The 19,250-nt window shown below is 25.8% G+C and carries 18 protein-coding genes; all 18 read right to left on the reverse strand.

Going from position 1 to position 19,250, the window contains the following annotated elements; genetic code table 11:
• Positions 1-8: 8 nt before the first annotated feature.
• Positions 9-1,658, reverse strand: coding sequence for a formate--tetrahydrofolate ligase (locus HMPREF2782_RS02025; protein ID WP_070640535.1), 1,650 nt, complete (start codon positions 1,656-1,658; stop codon positions 9-11).
• Between the two features lie 108 nt (positions 1,659-1,766).
• On the reverse strand, positions 1,767-2,417 hold the full coding sequence (locus HMPREF2782_RS02030; protein ID WP_070640537.1) for a type 1 glutamine amidotransferase: 651 nt from the start codon (positions 2,415-2,417) through the stop codon (positions 1,767-1,769).
• Positions 2,414-3,745: a Mur ligase family protein gene (locus HMPREF2782_RS02035; RefSeq protein WP_070640539.1), complete on the reverse strand. Its 1,332-nt coding sequence runs from the start codon at positions 3,743-3,745 to the stop codon at positions 2,414-2,416. Before HMPREF2782_RS02035 ends, HMPREF2782_RS02030 begins: the two co-directional genes overlap by 4 nt.
• A gap of 129 nt (positions 3,746-3,874) precedes the next feature.
• Positions 3,875-4,576, reverse strand: a complete 702-nt coding sequence (locus HMPREF2782_RS02040) for a glucosaminidase domain-containing protein (protein WP_070640541.1) — start codon at positions 4,574-4,576, stop codon at positions 3,875-3,877.
• A gap of 82 nt (positions 4,577-4,658) precedes the next feature.
• Positions 4,659-5,228 (reverse strand): orotate phosphoribosyltransferase, encoded by a 570-nt coding sequence (gene pyrE, locus HMPREF2782_RS02045; RefSeq protein WP_070640543.1) that lies wholly within the window; start codon positions 5,226-5,228, stop codon positions 4,659-4,661.
• 8 nt (positions 5,229-5,236) lie between these two features.
• Positions 5,237-6,136 carry a dihydroorotate dehydrogenase gene (locus tag HMPREF2782_RS02050; protein WP_070640545.1) on the reverse strand — a complete coding sequence of 300 codons (900 nt, stop codon included), beginning with the start codon at positions 6,134-6,136 and terminating at the stop codon, positions 5,237-5,239.
• Positions 6,136-6,852 carry a dihydroorotate dehydrogenase electron transfer subunit gene (locus tag HMPREF2782_RS02055; RefSeq protein ID WP_070640547.1) on the reverse strand — a complete coding sequence of 239 codons (717 nt, stop codon included), beginning with the start codon at positions 6,850-6,852 and terminating at the stop codon, positions 6,136-6,138. The genes HMPREF2782_RS02050 and HMPREF2782_RS02055 overlap by 1 nt, the downstream gene beginning before the upstream one ends.
• The gene (pyrF, locus tag HMPREF2782_RS02060; protein WP_070640549.1) at positions 6,839-7,705 is read right to left on the reverse strand and encodes an orotidine-5'-phosphate decarboxylase; all 867 of its coding nucleotides are present in this window, start codon (positions 7,703-7,705) and stop codon (positions 6,839-6,841) included. The genes HMPREF2782_RS02055 and pyrF overlap by 14 nt, the downstream gene beginning before the upstream one ends.
• A complete protein-coding gene (locus tag HMPREF2782_RS02065; RefSeq protein ID WP_070640551.1) occupies positions 7,680-8,876 on the reverse strand; it encodes a dihydroorotase in 1,197 nt (398 codons plus the stop codon). The genes pyrF and HMPREF2782_RS02065 overlap by 26 nt, the downstream gene beginning before the upstream one ends.
• Positions 8,876-9,304 (reverse strand): aspartate carbamoyltransferase regulatory subunit, encoded by a 429-nt coding sequence (locus HMPREF2782_RS02070; protein WP_004838872.1) that lies wholly within the window; start codon positions 9,302-9,304, stop codon positions 8,876-8,878. The genes HMPREF2782_RS02065 and HMPREF2782_RS02070 overlap by 1 nt, the downstream gene beginning before the upstream one ends.
• Entirely contained in the window at positions 9,297-10,226 is a 930-nt protein-coding gene (pyrB, locus tag HMPREF2782_RS02075; protein WP_070640553.1) for an aspartate carbamoyltransferase, read from the reverse strand. The genes HMPREF2782_RS02070 and pyrB overlap by 8 nt, the downstream gene beginning before the upstream one ends.
• Positions 10,227-10,284: 58 nt before the next feature.
• Positions 10,285-10,818: a class IV adenylate cyclase gene (locus tag HMPREF2782_RS02080; RefSeq protein WP_070606974.1), complete on the reverse strand. Its 534-nt coding sequence runs from the start codon at positions 10,816-10,818 to the stop codon at positions 10,285-10,287.
• A complete protein-coding gene (locus tag HMPREF2782_RS02085; RefSeq protein WP_004838875.1) occupies positions 10,818-11,498 on the reverse strand; it encodes a metallophosphoesterase in 681 nt (226 codons plus the stop codon). The genes HMPREF2782_RS02080 and HMPREF2782_RS02085 overlap by 1 nt, the downstream gene beginning before the upstream one ends.
• Complete coding sequence (locus tag HMPREF2782_RS02090; protein ID WP_070640555.1) at positions 11,495-13,405, reverse strand: ATP-binding protein; 1,911 nt, start codon at positions 13,403-13,405, stop codon at positions 11,495-11,497. The genes HMPREF2782_RS02085 and HMPREF2782_RS02090 overlap by 4 nt, the downstream gene beginning before the upstream one ends.
• Positions 13,386-14,429: a metallophosphoesterase family protein gene (locus HMPREF2782_RS02095; protein WP_070640557.1), complete on the reverse strand. Its 1,044-nt coding sequence runs from the start codon at positions 14,427-14,429 to the stop codon at positions 13,386-13,388. Before HMPREF2782_RS02095 ends, HMPREF2782_RS02090 begins: the two co-directional genes overlap by 20 nt.
• Positions 14,426-14,995 (reverse strand): histidine phosphatase family protein, encoded by a 570-nt coding sequence (locus HMPREF2782_RS02100; RefSeq protein WP_070640559.1) that lies wholly within the window; start codon positions 14,993-14,995, stop codon positions 14,426-14,428. Before HMPREF2782_RS02100 ends, HMPREF2782_RS02095 begins: the two co-directional genes overlap by 4 nt.
• Positions 14,996-15,046: 51 nt before the next feature.
• Positions 15,047-18,547 carry an FtsX-like permease family protein gene (locus HMPREF2782_RS02105; RefSeq protein ID WP_070640561.1) on the reverse strand — a complete coding sequence of 1,167 codons (3,501 nt, stop codon included), beginning with the start codon at positions 18,545-18,547 and terminating at the stop codon, positions 15,047-15,049.
• A gap of 1 nt (position 18,548) precedes the next feature.
• Complete coding sequence (locus HMPREF2782_RS02110; RefSeq protein WP_070640563.1) at positions 18,549-19,250, reverse strand: ABC transporter ATP-binding protein; 702 nt, start codon at positions 19,248-19,250, stop codon at positions 18,549-18,551.

Below are 19,250 nucleotides of genomic sequence, written 5' to 3' on the forward strand. Positions count from 1 at the left end.
TTTATCTCCTAAAATAATCCCATGATATTACCATCATCATCAATATCTATATCGTATGCCGCTGGTCTTTTTGGAAGACCTGGCATTGTTAAAATATTTTGAGTTAGGGCTACTATAAAGCCTGCACCTTGATTTAATCTAATATCATTTATAGTAATCTCATATTCGCTATCTGGATTTAAATTTGTTGGATCATCTGATAAGGAATATTGAGTTTTAGCAATACATATTGGTAATTTATCAGAATTTAAATTGTTAATTCTTTTAATTTCATTTAAGGCTTTTTTTGAATATTTTACTCCACTAGCCCTATAAATTTCTTTTGCTATGATTTCAATTTTTTCTTCAATCGGTAATTTTTCATCATATAAAACTTTAAAATCATTTTCGTCTTTACTTTTTTCAATAATATAATTACAAATTTCAAGACATCCTTCAGAGCCTTTGTGGTAAACATCGCATTCAAATGCTTTAAGCGATAAGTTTTCTACGAGATTTTTTAGAGTTTCTAATTCTTTATTTGTATCTTGATCAAATTTATTTATAGCGACAACTATATTTTTTGAAAATTTCTTTAGATTTTCAAGATGAATTTTTAAATTTTCAAATCCTTTTTTTAGACTTTCAATATTTTCTTCATCAATTTTTTTCAAATCTTGTCCACCATGATATTTTAATGCTCTTATTGTAGCTACAACAACTGTCATATTTGGTTTTAGTCCAGCTTGTCTACATTTAATATCATAGAATTTTTCAGCTCCAAGGTCTGCACCAAATCCTGCTTCTGTTACAGCAAAATCTGCCAAAGATAGTGCGGTTTTTGTTGCAATAATTGAATTACAACCATGAGCTATATTTGCAAATGGTCCACCATGAATGATTGCTGGTGTGTTTTCTAAAGTTTGACATAAATTTGGTTTTAATGCATCTTTCATTAATACACAAACAGGACCTGTTGCTTTTATGTCATCAACAGTTACAGCATTGCCATCTGTATCATAAGCTACTATCATTTTTGCAACTTTTTTCTTAAAATCGTAAAGATCATTACTTAGACAAAATACTGCCATCATTTCTGTTGCAACAGTTATATCAAACCCATCTTGTCTTGTAACTCCATCAGTTTTTTTGCCCAAACCTACAACAACTTCTCTAAGAGCTCTGTCGTTTAAGTCAACGCATCTTTTCCATAAAATATTATTTAGATCAATATTTTTTTCATTTCCTTGGTAGATATGATTGTCAATCATAGCAGCTACTAAATTAACTGCACTTGTTATTGCATGAAAATCTCCTGTAAAATGAAGATTTATATCTTCCATAGGAATAACTTGAGAATATCCTGCTCCACAAGCTCCTCCTTTAATTCCAAAAGAAGGTCCCAAAGATGGCTCTCTAAGCACTGAAATAGATTTTTTGCCCAATTTATTTAGTCCCATAGATAAAGCAACATTCATAGTAGTTTTTCCCTCACCAAAAGGCGTTGGAGAAATTGCTGTTACTAAAACAAGTTTTGAATCTTTTTTTTCATCAAAGCATGGATTAATTTTGGCTTTGTATTTGCCATATTTTTCATAATCACTAATTTCAAGATAATTTGCTATTTCTTCAATATCTTTTATCTTTGCTTCTCTAGCAATCTCAATATCTTTTTTCATTTAAACTCCTATAATTATAATTACAATACGTTTTGCTTTTCATGTATATTATATCAACTTATTACATTCAGTGCAATAGTCGATTAAAGCGAATTAAAATTTATTTATTTATCTTTTGTTACACTCTATAATCTTAATGAATGTATTTGCCAAATTTTCATTTCTAGCAAGAAGTGGTCCGTGTAAATAAGATGCAAAAGTATTTTTATATCTAAATCCTTCTGTTAAATCCTCACCATTATTTCCATTGCCTGACACAACACTTGCAAAAGCTTCGTTTTTATCATTTAAAATAGTTATTCCACCGTGGTTTTCGAAACCATGATAAATTTCTCCATTTTGCAAATCTTTAATTTCAATATTTCCAACAAATCTATTTCCATTTTCTTGATTTTTTGTGTAATAATCGAATATTTTTAAGCCTTCAATTTTATTATTGTAAGCATCAAAATAGTATTGTCCCATTAATTGATAGCCACCACAAATCGCTAAAAATAAGCCATTATTTTCAATATATTTTATTAGATTTTCTTTTTTACTTTCCAAATCTTTTTCTACAATTGATTGTTCATAATCTTGTCCTCCACCAAAAAAAACAAAATCATATTTTCTATAATCAAATTCATCTTTTAGACTTACTACTTCAATATTTACTTCGTGACCTTTTTTTTGAGCAAAATATTTTAAAGCCATAATATTTCCTACATCACCATAAGTATTTAATAAATTTCCATATAGATGACAAATATTTATAATCATTTAAGTTTTAGTACCTCCCTAAGTCTTAGCATAGCTGTGTAAGTAGAAAGTATATAAATTTTTTCTGTTGGTTCATTTTTTATATTATCAAAAATTTCATTTTCATAGTCTATTTCTACGATTTCTCTACCATAAATATCAGCTATTTCAAGTCTTCTTTTCATATCAGTTTTTCTAGTTCCTGAAACTTTTATGCTTTTAATATTTAATTTTTTAAGTTTTTCATAATAAGAATCATATATCCAAGAAACGTCAGTCCCATCAGCGTAGTTATCATTTAACAAACAATATAAACTAATTGGCTCTTTTTCTAATAGCATTAGATTAATAATTTGATTTAAGCCTGTAGGATTTTTGACAAGATTTATTATCACTTCTTTATTTTCAATCTTAATTATTTCTTGTCTACCAAATACGTGTTCTTGAAATTTTAAGCCTTCATAGATTTTTTCATAAGGGATTTCCAATTCTTTAGCAAGAGCTATTGCACTTAACGCATTATAAATATTATAAAATCCTCCAATTTGAGTTTCATAAATTTCTCCATTTACTTTAAATTTTGAAAAATTTGCATCCATAGAAATAATCTCTCCAATATTATAAGATAATTTAGGAGAATGAAAATCACATTCTGGACAAGAAAAATCTCCCAAAGAAGAATAATTAACTAATTTATATTTTAAAATTGAATTACATTTTGGACATAAAATTCCATCACTATTAAATTCTGCCTCAAGATTATAAGAATTAAATTCTTTATCATCTTCTCTTATTCCATAATAAATAAGCTCATATTTTTTTAACTCATCGTATGAAAAAATTGGCAAATCTCCATTGGCAATTATTTTTACATCTCTACATTCGCTAAGTCCATCCATAATTTTTTTATAAACATTATAAATTTCTCCAAACCTATCCATTTGGTCTCTAAAAATATTGGTTAAAATAACATAATCTGGTTTTAAAAATTTACTTATCCTAACAAGATTAGCTTCATCTACCTCCAAGATTGCAAGTGCATTTTCATTTTTAGGAATATCCAACAAAACTGTTATTATACCTTGAATCATATTAGAACCAGAATCATTTGTAAAAACATTTTTATAGTGCTTTCTCAAAATATTTGTAACAAAATGAGTTGTCATAGTTTTCCCATTAGTACCAGTTACAAAAATAAATTTTGTATTTTCGCTTAAAGCATCCAAAATATCATTATCTAAATTATAAGCGATTTTCCCTGGCAAGCTTGTAGCTTTATGATTTGTAAGTTTTAGTAAAAATTTACTAAATTTTGCAATTTTAATAATTAATTTATCTTTTATATTCATAAAATAAATTATATCAGATTAAAGGCTAATAAGTCTATAAAATTTTTATTCAAATTATTTTAAATAATAAAAGAGTTAAATTTATTTTTAAAATTAAATAAAAAAATAGACTAAAACTTTTAGTTTAGTCTATTTTTCCTGAAGAATATTTCTACAAACTTCTCTCATCATATAATCTACCTTATTTGACCATTCTGGATCACTAGCATATAACTTTCCTATAGATTTTGTAGATATTCCATTATAATATTTTCCATCTTCACTTAAATAATTTTCTTTTAGAAATTTAGCAACGTGATCTATTGATTCGCCCTTATCTTTAAAAGTATTTGCACTGTTAATAGGATCTTGGTCGATAGCATTAAAGCCAAATAAATTATTTTTTGTTTTAGCAAGGTATGAATGACCATTTCCAGTTTCGTGTTTTGCCATTCCCATCAATAAAATCGCATTTACTTCATACTTTTCTTCTGCTTTTTTGAAATCTTTTCCAAGACCTTGTAAATTTGTATTTTTAAGACCATATTCAAGTTCCTCAGCAGTTAAATTAGTTTTGTTTGTTAAATATAACATTGATGCTTTGCTTAAATCATCAGATCCTTTATCGTTTAGTTCTTTATAATCTTTTTCTAATTTTTCAAATCTTTCAATTCTAGATTGTCTTAAAGTTAAGGTTTCATTGCTAATTTCATTTACTCCGTTAATCAAGCTATCTCTTTTACCTTTGTTTTTTGCAGCTAGAGATGATTTTTCCAATCCTGTTGAAATAACTAGCACAAGAACAATAGCTAAAAAAGATAAAAATGAAATTTTAAATCTATTTTTTTTCATCCTTTATCTTCCTTCTTTCATAAATAAATAGTAACAAAACAATTACAACTACTATATCATTTCTCATGCTAGATTGCAAATTTTATTTTCTAGAACCTGGTTTTACAGCTGGTGTATCTTTTAAATCTTCTGGTAAATTATCAGGATCATAAGTTTCAATGTTAAGCTCAGTTGCAGATAATAATTTTAAACCATTAATTTCTTTTTTTCCAGATCTATTTACTATTGATGTTAAAGCATTTACTTTTGCTCCATAGCTTTCAATTACATCAACAGTTTCAAAAGAAGATTTTCCTGTTGTAACTACATCTTCAACTATAATTACATTCATGCCTTCTTTTATTTCAAATCCCCTTCTTAAAGTCATAATATTATCTACTCTTTCTGTAAAAATTGCATTAACTCCCAAAGCTCTTGCAACTTCATAAGCTATAATTATTCCGCCCATTGCAGGTCCTACACACAAATCTACTTTTATTCCAGATTCTTTTATTTTTTCAGCAATTATTTTTGAAACTTCTTCACAATAAACTGGGTTTTCTATTAATTTTGCGCATTGAATATATTTTTTTGAATGTTTTCCACTTGATAATAAAAAATGTCCTTCTAGTAGTGCATCAGATTTTTTTAATAATTCAATTGTTTTATCCATATCTTCTCCTATATAATTTTTCTTATTTCTTCTAGCGAATTTAAATTTTCTTTTTGCATATATTTTTCTAAATCATCAACTATATTTATCATTGTGTTAAAATCTACAAAATTACTTGTGCCAACTTGCACTGCACTTGCTCCTGCCATAATAAATTCTAAACAGTCCCTGTAATTTGAAATTCCACCCATACCAATTATTGGTAAATTTGTAGCATTACTTGCTTCATAAACCATTCTTAAAGCAATTGGTTTTATACAAGGTCCAGAAAGACCTGCAGTTTTATTTTCAAAAACAGCTTTTTTATTATCAACATCAATTGCAAGGGCATTAAAAGTATTTACTAGAGAAATACAATCAGCTCCTGAATTTTCTGCAATTTTTACAAATTCTTTTATATCTCCAACATTTGGAGAAAGTTTTACCATCAAAACTTTTTCTGTACTTTTTCTTACCTTTTCTATAACTTCACAAGCTTTTTTGGGATTTGTTCCAAAAGCCATTCCACCTTCCTTTACATTTGGGCAAGAAATATTTAATTCAATTATTGGGACAGATGTTTTATCAAGCAAGATTGCTCCCTTAACATATTCATCTACACTGTGCCCCCCAAGATTTGCAATTGTTACAGCATCTTTCGTTTCCAAAAATTGCAATTCTTCTTTTATAAAATATTCTATTCCAGGATTTTGAAGTCCAATTGAATTCATAATTCCAGCAGCAGTTTCATAAATTCTTATTCCCTTGTTTCCCAAATTTTTATGTAGGGTTAGTCCTTTTGAAGAAATTCCTCCAAGTTTATTTATATCAATATAGTCTGCAAATTCTTTTCCAAAACCAAAAGTTCCACTTGCAGCTATGACTGGATTATTAAATTCAATTCCACAAATATTAACTTTTAAACTCATTAGAAAATCTCCTTTGAATCAAAAACAGGACCATCTTTGCAAACTCTTATAAAATCGCCTTTTACATTTTCTACTGTGCAACCAAGACATGCACCAATTCCACAAGCCATGTGGGCTTCCATTGAAATTTGAATTTCAGAATTTTTATTTTTATGTGCCAAAGTTTTTAGCATTTGATTTGGGCCACAAGCATAAATTACATCGTATTTTTCTGTATCAATTTTTTCTGTTATAAAAATTTTATCTTTTTTATCGATAGTTACAGTTGTAGAATTTACATAATCTTTAAAATAATCTGTAAAATATTCTTCATCACTAAATCCCGCGTAAAAATCCGCCTTTAAATCTAATGATTTTGCCAAATATAAAAGTGGAGCTATTCCAATTCCACCAGCAACTATTGCAGATTTCTTTCCTTGTTTTATTTCAAATCCATTCCCCAAAGGTCCTAATATGTTTACTTTTGAACCCTCTTTTAAATCACTTAAAATTTTTGTTCCAACGCCTTTTACTTGGTATAAAAAAGACATAGACTCATCATCTTGGTCACAAACACCAAAGGGTCTTGAAAGAAGGGGCGAATTTCTAAAGCTATCGCATCTTAACATAAAAAATTGACCAGCTTTTGCATTTAATTTGGTTTTTATTTTACAAAAATAAATATCATCCTTTATTTTTTTATTAAAAATTATAGAAGCTTCCCTATAAGATTCCATTATCTTGGATTTCCTTTCTAGTTTCTATACATTTTTCTCTTGCATAATATCCTATTTTATCTTCCCCATCATCATAGTTTAAATAATTTTTAAGAATTGCTCTTGAAGAATTTACAACTCCTCCGTTTAATGAATTTAACAATTTATAAACATTTAAAGAATCGGCTTTTTGTGCTCCAAAACCTGGAATCAAGAAAAACATATTCTTATATCTTTGTCTGATTTTTTCAACTTCTTCTTTGTGAGTTGCACCAACTACAAGTCCAATAGGTCCGTATCCTGAATTATCAATCAATTTATCATTTAATTCTTTTAATTTATCTCCAATTGTATAAAATAATTCGCTGTCATCTTTTAATCTTAGGCATTCAAAATCATTTGCTCCTGGATTTGAAGTCCTTAAAAGAACAAACACTCCTTTATCTTTATTTTTTATAAATTCAAGATATGGAGAAATTGAATCCATTCCCATATAAGGATTTAAAGTTATAAAATCAGCCTCAAAATCTCCAGAAAAATGTGCTTTTGCATATTGACTTGCACTTTGAGCAATATCTGATCTTTTTACATCAGCAATTGATAACAAATCATTTTCTCTTAAATATTTTAAAGTATTTTTGTAAGCAAGCATTCCTTCAATACCGTATGATTCGTAGTAGGCAATTTGAACTTTATAAATTGCACAAACATCTTTTGTATTGTCAATAATTTCCTTATTGAAATCAAATAATTGTTCGCTTACACTTTTATTTTTCTTCATTTTTTCTGGAATATAATCTAGTGATGTATCAAGACCAACGCAAACAAATCCATTTTCTTCGATTTTTTTATAAAGTCTTTCCATTAAGGTCATATTTCAAAATTCCTTTCTTGTAAACTCTTACTATTTGTCCTTGGAGTTTTTGATTTATAAATAATGAATTTTTTGATTTTGATAAAATATCTTCTTCTTTATATTCATATATTTTATCCAAATCTATAATAGTAAAATCAGCCATGTATCCTTCTTTGATTTTTCCTTTTTTTATTTCAAGAAGTTTTGAAGGATTTGTTGACATTACCCTGATTAAATCATTTAATGAAATAATTCCAGATTTTACTAAAGTCATATAAGAAGTTGAAAAAGCTGTTTCAAGTCCAATAAAACCTGGCTTGCCATTTTCTTTTTCCTCCTTTGAATGAGGTGCATGGTCTGTAGCTATACAATCAACATATCCTTTTTTTATCATATCTAATAAGGCCAATCTATCTTTTTCTTTTCTAATTGGTGGATTTACTTTTAAATCTTCTCTATCAGAAAAATATATGTGATGAGGTGTTACTTCGCATGTAATTTTCGCTCCCAAATCTTTAAAATATCTTATTGCCTCAATTGCTCCTTTTGTAGAAACGTGAGAAAAATGAATTGGCATATCCATCTTATAAGATAAATAACAATCTCTCAAAGTCATCACATCTTCTGCTATTTCATAATCATATTTTGAAATTTCCTTACATTCTTCATGCAAGGTAAATTTTAAATTATTTTTCTTTGCGATTTTTATAGCTTGATACATGGAAAAATCATCATCAACGCCCTTACCATCATTTGACAAGAACAATAGTCCTTCTGGTAAATCTTTTAAATGAGATAGGTCATCGCTTTTAAAATCTTTTGTTATTGAATAAACTTGTTTTATATCTATTAAATCTAAATCTTTTGCTCTTTTAACAATATCTTCATATACTTCTTTGCTTGATACAATTGGATTTGTATTCGGCATTAAATTTACAGTTGTATATCCACCTTTTAACGCTGTCATTGATCCTGTTTTTAAATCTTCTTTGTAGGTAAATCCAGGATCTCTAAAATGAGTATGCATATCCACAAAAGAAGGAACCAAGACAAGACCATTACAGTCTATAATCTCAGTTTCCTCATCAGATTTAAATTCAGTTGTTATAAATCCATCTTCTACAAAGATGTCCCTTTTTGATATATTTATATCATCAATGGCAACAAGATTTGTAAAAATTTGTTTCATTATTCCTCCACATCATATATGTGATCGCAATAAGCACATTTGTACATTTTTTCTTTTTTATCTATCAATATAAATTTGCTTTCAATATTTCTTTCTGTGGTTGATACGCAAGTTGGATTTTGACATTTTAAAATTCCCTTGCTAACTTCAGGTAATTCTAATTGTTTCTTTTCTACAACTTTTTCTTCTTCAATAAAGTTTACTGTTGCACTTGGGTCTATTATTGATACAGCATCTAAATTAATATCTAAGTTATTTGCAATTTTTACTATATCTTTTTTTCCTTGAGAGGAAGAGTTTGCGTTTAATATTAGGGCAACTTCATCATCAAGTTGGTCTAGATTTAAAAGATTAAAAATTTTTATTCCTAATCCTGGTTTAATATGGTCTATTACAATTCCATTTTTTAATGAAGTAATCTCAATCATTATTAGCCTCCAATAATTTTATAATTAGTGCCATTCTAGCATACATTCCGCATTTAACTTGTTGGAAATATAAAGCTCTAGGATCATCATCCACATCTTTGTCAATTTCATTTACTCTTGGAAGTGGATGTAGGATTGCAAGATCTTTTTTTGCATTTGCTAATTTTTCTCTATTTAATACGTAAGAATCTTTTAATCTTGTATATTGGTTGTCAGAGAAAAATCTTTCTTTTTGAATTCTTGTCATATACAAAATATCTAGATCATCTATTGAATTATCTAATGATCTTTTTTCAACATAGTCTATATTATTTTTTTCAAAAACACTTTTTTTAATGTAGTTAGGAAGTTTTAATTCTTCTGGAGAAATTAGAACATATTCATTATTATCAAATAAGGTCATAACTTTAAGTAAAGAGTGAACTGTTCTTCCATATTTTAAATCTCCACAAATTCCTATCTTTAATCCTTCAAGTCTTTTTTTATAAGTAGAAATTGTCAAAATATCTGTAAGAGTTTGAGTTGGATGTTGATGTCCACCATCTCCTGCATTTATTATTGGACAATCTGATGTTTCTGATGATAATTTTGCAGCTCCTTCTTGTGGATGGCGCATAGCAATTACATCAACATATTGGCTTACAGTTCTAATTGTATCTTGTAAGCTTTCTCCCTTAGCTTGGCTTGATGCTTTTGGATTTGAAAATCCTTCAACACTTCCTCCAAGTCTTAACATTGCTGATTCAAAAGAAAGTCTTGTTCTAGTAGAAGGCTCAAAAAAAAGAGTCCCTAATAACTTTCCATTACAATAATTGGAAAATTTTTCAGGACTCTTCATTATGTCTTCTGCTAAATCAATTATTTCAAGTAAATCATCTTTAAACAAATCTTCTGCACTTAACAAATTTTTAATCTTTAGCATTTGACACTCCTTTTTTTGTTTTTACTATTATACCAAAAGCATATAGACTCGTCAATAATTATTTACGTTTTTCGATTAACTCGTTAATTGATTCATTTGTCACATTTTTTCTATCAATTTCAAATTCATCTAGAATTTCTTCCATTAAATTTACATTTGTAAACTCAATTTCCATATAAGGATCAGGATAAACATCTTTAGACCAAATATCTATATCAAATCTTTGTCCCCTATAATTATAAGAAATTCTTTTTTTATCGCCAACATATCTTTCAACCAATCCAATTTCTTCTAAAATTTTTATCATATTTGAAGTTGAATTTATTGTTGTAGTGTATTCATTATTTACTCTTATATTATCTTTGTTATCAACAACTTCTTTAAAGGTTAGCTCTGTTGCTTCTCTTTTATCATCTACAGTTTTTTCTCTAATTCTCAAATAACCATTAGAAAATTCTTTAGCGTTTTTTGGAGCAAAGGTATGATTTTTTTGAATTTCTACTCCCAAAAATTCTGCACCTTTAGCTTTTAATTTTTCTTCCATTTCTTCGATATTAATATTTAATACCTTGATTTCTAATTCTCTATCCATTAACTTATCCTTTCTGGCAAAAAATTTATATAATCTCCTGCCACACATTTTATTTCTATACCATCTACTATACCTTCAAAAATTTGTTTATGCCCTGGTCCATGTAGATGTCCATACAATACACATTCTACTTGATACTCTTTACAAATTCCAAAAAATTCATTCAAAGACTTATCGCTATTAAGAGGTGGATAATGTAATATAACAATTTTTTTATTATTTGTCTTACTAGAGTCCAATGAATTTTTAAGTCTTTGTAGCTCTCTTTTAAAAATTTTCTCATCGTGTTCTGTAAATTCGCTGTTATCCCTACTAATCCATCCTCTTGTTCCACAAATTTCATAGCCTTGTTCAAAAAAAGAATTATTTTGCAAAAATTTAATAGATTTTAAATCTAATTCATTGAGTTTTTTTAAGGATGACCACCAATAATCATGATTGCCTTTTAGCATTATTTTATTTCCGTTAAGATCATCGATTTTTTTAAGATCAATGTAGGCGTCTTCTATATTCATAGCCCAAGAAATATCCCCCACAATCAAAACTGTATCATCAGAATTTACAATCTTATTCCAATTGTTAAATATTTTTTCTTGATAATTAAGCCATGATTTGCCAAATACTTCCATGGATTTTTCTTCTGTATAATCAAGATGTAAATCTCCTATTGCATATATCATACTTGCTCCATATTTTTTATATCTATATTAATAGCCTCTGCATCCAAAATATCTTTTTCTCTTTTGTGACATGTAAAATAAATAATTTGAAATGTATTTGATAAATCCAACAAATTTAACAAAGCCATCCTCAACCTATCATTGTCATAATTTATAAAAGCATCATCAAAAATCAAAAATAAATTATCTAATAATTCTTCACAAAGAGCAAATCTTAGAGAAAAATTAACTTGGTCAAAAAAACCTATTGAGACTTTATCAATATCAATTATTTCATTATCAGAACTTATTATGATAGGCTCTAGGTTTTTGTCAAAATCAATTTTTTTATATTTCCCCTTTGAAATTTCTCTAATTATTTGACTAATAAATTGAGATAGAATTTTTTTATTATAAATAAATTTATCCTTGTTTGAACTTATAATATCTATAGCTTTATTGCACGCAGAAATTTCTATTTCTAAATTTTTTAATTTTTCCTTTAATTGATTAATTTCATCAATCAAATCAACTTCTTTTGATATTTTTTCCTCAATACTTACAAGCTTTTTTTCAAGTTTTAAATTATCATCTAAAAGTTTATAATATGAATTTTCGTAAAATTTAATTTTATTTTCTAATTTCAAAATATCAATTTCATCACAAGAAAAATCAACAGGCACATCATATTTTTCCTGTTTTTGAAGAATTTTTAAAATTTCTAAAGTCTTATCTCTTTCTATAATTAATTTTTCATAGTCTTTGTATTTGTTTTTTGCATTTTGATAAGAAGATTTAGAATTTACAGAAATTTTGGAAAATTCATTTTTTATTTTTATATTTAAATTACTAATTTCTTCCCTACTACTTATATCTGAAATTTTATCTTTAAAAAAATAAAATAAAAAAAGTGGAAGTAGGAATAATAAAATAAAATATTTTTTTGTAAAAATTGATACAAGTAAAATTATAAATCCTAATAGAAAATAAAATAAATTTATCTTATTATCTTTTTTATTTTTATAAAAATCATCCTGCTTTTCCAAAAGCTTATCAAGATTATCAAAAAATACTTTGTCAATTCCTGAAAATTCCTTATATTCTTCTAATTTTTTATCAATTATTTTAAGCTGGTCTTTCCTAGATTTTTCTTCAATATAATTAGAATTTGCTTTAAATTTTCTATAATTATCCCTATCTATTTTTGATTTTTTGAGTTTTTCTTCTAAGAGTTTTATTTCTTCTCTTTGTTTTTTCAAATTTATTATGTCGTTATTATAGGATTTTCTAAGATTTCTAATATTATCCAATTTATCATTTTTATTTTCTAATTCTTTTAAAGTTTTTGCATAAGGCTTTGTATACGCCCTTGAACTTCCAATTTTATTTAGCCAATCTTTTATATTATCAATAGCTTTTAATTGAGAAAAAATTATATCATTTGAAGGATTTTTTAAAAAATCTATTACAACTTTTTTTGAATTCTTATCGAAACTTTGAAGTTGGTAATTGTTTGCTATACTCTTATACAAAGAATAATTTAATTTTAAAAAATATTCTCCAGGGAAATTCAAATTTGATTTTTTGCTCAAGATTTCTTTTTTCAAAGACAAGTTATATATTTTATATGAACCATCATCAAAATTTCTTTCTATCCTAAAATCCTCATCATTAGATGATAAGATCAAATTTCCAAAATATTTATAAGAGCCTAAAGGTTTGTATTTTTCTTTTTTATAGGAGAAATGCCTTTTATTATTTCCATCATCAAAACTATAAAATACTCCTTCAATAAAATCAGAAATTGTAGATTTACCACTTTCATTATCCCCATAAATCAAATTGAAATTTTGATTTAATTTTATGGATTTATTTTGAAATTTACCAAAAGAAATTAAATTCAACTCTTTAATAAAAATCTTGCTCATCCTTGCTCCTCAATATGGCATCAAAGCCAATTTCCAAACATCTTTTATTAATAGGATCTTCCATATCCAAATCTTTAACATTTTTATAAAAATCTCCAAGCAAAGAAGATTCGTAAATTTTTCCTAAATTTTCATAATAATCTATGCTTTTTTCCCTATTAATTTTAAGATAAGTAATATCTAATTTTTCCTTTAAACCTTTCTCATCAAAAGCAAATTTATCATAATTTGATAAATTTATTGATAAAAAATTATATTTTTTATCCAAAAGATTTGCCAAATATTTTTCTAATCCATAAAAATTTTCAAAATTGTTTAAGTCAATTTTTAAACTTTTAAAACTCATTTGTGAAGAATCTATAAAATTTATGCCATAATCATCTACTAAATTATAGCCAAAATCGCCCTTATCTTTAAAGCTAACAGGTTCTATACTTCCTACATAAAAAATATTTTTAAAAAACTCTTCTCTTTTGTGAATATGACCTAAACCAACATAATCAAATTTAAGATTTTTTATTTTTTCCAAATCTAAATTCATATAAGTTGAATTATTTTGATTAAATTCCCCATGACCTAAAAAAATATTATAAAAATTGTAATCAAGCCTTATATTATAGTTAAAATTTTTATCAAATATCCTATCATTATAAGAAATTCCATAAATTCTCACATTTTCATATTCAAAAAAGTCAAATTTTTTACTAGAAAATATGTGAAGATTTTTAGGTTTATCTAAGAAAAATATTTCATTTTTTGAATCTATATAATCGTGGTTTCCGCAAAGATAATATATATTTTTGGAAAATTTTTCAAATATTTCAAATAATTTTTGATAATCCTTTAGACTAAAATAATCTCTTTCAAAAAGGTCTCCCGAAATTAATAAGAAATCTACATCTTTATTTTCATTCAAAATTTTTTCAAAACTATCCCATTTTATTTTTCTTATTAGCTTGCTATATGAACTATCAAAATCCAATTTATCAGCCAAATGTATATCAGAAATATGGATAAATTTCATATCAAATTCACACACTCAATCATTGTTTTATTTTCATTTATGTCAAAAACTGTAATAGAACCATTATCAATCCAAAAATTTTTGAAATTATTTAAATCTTTTAAGACTGTAAACAAACTTGATCTAATTGCAATTCCATGACTTACACACAAAATATTTCCATCATAAGTAGATTTTTCTTTTATAAAATCATTTATCCTTTTTATCAAATCTTCAACGCTTTCTCCATTAGGATATTTAGTTGAGTAAGGATTATTTTTTAAATTTTCATAGAAATCTTTATATTTTTCTTTTGTTTCTATAACTTTTTGTCCCTTAAAATCCCCAAAATCTAATTCGTTTAATCTTTCATCTTCAATAAATTCATCAAAGCCCAAATATTTTGCAGTTTCTTGACTTCTTAATAATTTTGAAGTGAAGACCTTATCTATTTTGTAATTTTTTAAATTTTTTTTGCTTTTATCCAAATCAATATAAGCTTTTTTTGAAAGTTTTGTCTTAGGAGTTGAAAATTTTAATTCTTTATTTGATTCTGTTAATCCATGCCTTAAAAATATTATTTTCATATTATCACCTATTTTATTATAACATATAAAAAAAGCAGGCTCGAATGCTTTTTATTCGCCTGCTTTCATTGCTTCTGCCATATTTATTTTTTTTAATTTAAAATGAACAATTAACATTATCAAAAATGATGTAAATAATGTTATAAAGGCAGAAAATATATATGATGATAAATGAGTTTTGTAAGAAATAAAAATTCCATCTGGTGCTGCTACAATCAAAACATATCTTAGCATAATATATCCCAAAACATATCCAAGAATAATGCCAAAAAATGTCAAAATATATGTTTCCCTATAAATATAGGAAGTTGTTTCTCTAGGATAAAATCCCAAAACTTTTGTAGTAGCAAGTTCTTTTTTTCTCTCGCTCACATTAATATTAGTCAAATTATACAAAACTACAACAGCAAGTAGCATAGAAACCACAGTAATAATTCCAATTACTAGATTTAAATTTGCCATTAAAGTGTCCATCGTTTCGTAAAATTTACTTGGCTCTATAATAGTTTGACTTATTTTATTTTCCAATATTTTATTTTTGATTTGACCGCCTGCTTTAATAAGATCAGCATTTGCAATAAAATCTTTGCCAAATTTATTTTTATATGCATCTTTTGTCATATAAATATAATCATCAATATAATTTTCGGCAATATCTTTAATGTCCATTTCTACTATTTTATCATCTAATTCAAATTTTAATTTTTTGTTTGATTTTAAATTATTTGATAAATTTTTACTAATTACAACTTTATTATTATCAAGTGAAATTTTTTTCTTATTTTTATCCCTAATTTTTATAAAATCATCTATTTTTTCTTTATCATCAAAAACGATTAAATTAACTTTTTTATTTTTATCTTTCAAACTTACATCTACATTCTCATAGATAATTTTCATAGATTCTGTGTTTTTTAAAATATTTTCGTAAGATTTTTTATCTTCTATTTTGGCATTTTTATCAAAAATTGATATAAAATCATATTTTGTAATTTCTTGTTTTTGCAATTTAGATGTATCTTTAACAGAATCAATCATAGCAAAACCAAAAAATAAAAGTGCAGTACAACCACCCACTCCAAAAATCGTCATAAACATTCTAGATTTATACCTAAATAAATTCCTAAATGTAATTTTTGTCATAAAAGATAGCCTATTCCAAATAAATTTTATTTTCTCAAGAAATATCCTAGATCCATTTTTTGGAGCTTTAGCTCTTAATAAATCTGCTGTTTGCTCTTTTACTTCGCTTATGCTTGTAAAATAAACAGTTAGTGAAATTAAAAAAGTAGATAAAAATATAGTAAATAAAATTATCCAAAACGAATTTATAAATTCCAAATCTAAAACTCTAAATCCAGTTGAATATGCTTTAAAAATAACTTTACAAACTATATATTTTCCAATTAATGAACCGATTAAAGAACCAAAAATCGTAGGAATTAATCCGTAAATAAAAAATTTTCGACCAATATCAAAATTAGAATAACCCAAAGCTTTCAAAGTTCCATTTTGTATTCTTTGTTCTTCAATATATCTTTTTATTGTTGTAAGAGAAACAAGAAGGGCGATAAAATAAAAAAATGTTGGAAAAACTTTTGATAATTCGTCCATATTTAAACTATTTTTGTAATAGCTATCGATAGATTTATTTAAAAATATGTTTTCAAATTCATAAGTAGGGTCAATTAAATTTACCAAATTTTCTCGAGCCTCATCAATTTTTTCATATCCATTTTTAATTTTATTTTTAGCTTTTTTTTCTTCGTCTTCAAACTTTTTATTTGCCTTATCAAGCTCACTTTCTTTTTCTAAAAGTTCATTAAAAGCAAACTTTAACTTTTCTTCTCCCTTAATTTTCTCATCATCTAATTTTCTTTTTCCATTTTTATAAGAAATCAAAGCAGACTTTAATTTTTTTTCATTATTATCAAGTTCTATCTTGCCTTGTTTTAATTTATTTGATGCATTGATTTTTTCTTTTTCAAATTTCTCTTTTGATAGCTTATACAAAATATTTTTTTCATCCAAATCTTCTTTTGCTTTATCCAATTTTTTCAAATTTTCATTTATTGGCTCCATAGCCTTTTGGTAAGCTTCATCATATTTATTTTTATTTGATAGATATTCTTTATTTAACTTATCTAATATAATTTCACTTTGAGAAATTTTAATATTTAAATCTTCTTTTTCTCCATTTAAAGAAAGTAATTCTTTTTTTATATTTTCAATTTCTTTTTTATTTTCTTCATTATCACTCAAGTTTAATAATACTTCTAATTTTTTCTTTAAATTTTCTATTTTTAAATTTATTTCATTTAATTTAGATTTATAATTTGTTAGATTTGTATTTTCCTCATTTTTTTTATCTTCTAAATTTTTAAGCATAGATTTTTTTTCTAAAAAAGAATTTTCAATTAAAGACTTACTTGAATTTATCTTTTTATAATTTTTATCAATTTCTTCATAAGCCTTATCTATTTTTTCTTTTGAATCGTTTAATTTTTCTTCATTTTTTTTCATTTGCTCATTAAAAGAAAGAAAATTTTTATTGTAGCTTTTTTTACCACTATTTAATTTAGAAAATCCTTGGTCAATTTGTTTTTTTGATCCGCCTAACTTTTCATAGGCATCGTTAATTTTAACCTTAAATTCATCTTCTGCCTTGTTATATGAATTTATACCATCTAACAATTTTTCGTTTGCATCTATAAGTTTATCTTTTTGTTCTTGTAATTTTTTCTCACTAGAAGAGAGTTCATTTTCTTTTTCATTAAGTTTTTTATTAGCATCAGCTTTTACTCTTTTTAAAACTTGACTAGGTCTGTTTTTAAAATCCTTTTTTAGACTTTCTCTTTTTTCTTTTACGAAAGATTTATATTCATCAGAAAATCTATCCATATTTTTTGTTTTTTTATAGCTAATATCTACTTCACTAATCTCATCAGTTTTAAAATTATCTTTGTTTATATAAGCAAAAGAAAAAACCATTTCTTTTCCCTTATAAGAAACATCCCTTACTTCATCCATCAAATATTCAGAAGAATTTGCAAAACCTACGACCTTATACTTTTTATATTTTAGTAAATCATCTAATTTATCATCATCTATTGACTTAAAATATATATAATCGCCTAGTTTATAATTTTTTTTCAATAATTCATCTAAAATTATTTCTTCATCATTTTTGATTTTTCTTCCCTTTATTATATTTAATTTTTCAATATCTTTATCATAAGATTTTACAGAAATAAGCTTATCTTTGGCATATAAATCCAAATTTTTTTTATAAGCAAGCTTATCAATATCCTCATCCTTTTCAATAATTAACTTATCTTCGTTTTTAATTCCATAAGTTGCTTTAATAATTATATCTGGATGTTTATTTTTATTTAAAGTCTTATTTAGTGTTTTTCTCATTGAAGGCCCTGTCATAAAAAGGGCAACAACAACCATAGAAGCAAGCATTATCATAACAAAAATCGAAAAAATCTTGCCTTTGGTTTGTTTTATATCCCTAAAAATTGACCTATAATAATTATTTTTTTTCATTTTACCACTCTATATTTTCAACATTTTCTGGATTTTCATTGACGTAAGAATTTACAATTGTACCATCTTTTAGCTCAAAAACCTTATCTGCTATATCTTTTATTGCACCATTATGAGTTATAATAATTACAGTAGTGTTTAAATTTTTTGCAGTATCTTGCAATAATTTCAAAATTGATTTTCCTGTTTTATAATCCAAAGCTCCTGTTGGCTCATCGCACAATAAAAGTTTTGGGTTTTTGGCAATTGCTCTAGCAATTGCTACTCTTTGTTGTTCCCCACCTGAAAGTTGAGAAGGAAAAGAATTCTTTCTATGAGAAAGTCCTACCTCATCCAAGGCTTTTTCAGCATCCATATTATCTTTTGCGATTTCACTAGCAAGCTCAACATTTTCGATACTTGTAAGATTTGGTATTAAATTATAAAATTGAAAAACAAAACCTACGTCATCTCTTCTATATTTGGTCAATTCTTTTTCATTCATTTTTGCTAGGTTTTTCTTATCAACAATTATTTCTCCATCACTTAAAGTATCCATTCCACCAATTAAATTTAAAAGCGTAGTCTTTCCTGCTCCGCTTGCTCCTACAATTATAACAAGCTCGCCTTCATCTATATTTAAATTAATATTATCATTTGCAACAATCTTATTTCTACCAACTTCAAAATACTTGTATACATTTTTTAATTCTATATATGCCAT

The sequence above is a fragment of the Anaerococcus sp. HMSC068A02 genome (assembly GCF_001811125.1).
GTDB lineage: Bacteria > Bacillota > Clostridia > Tissierellales > Peptoniphilaceae > Anaerococcus > Anaerococcus vaginalis_C.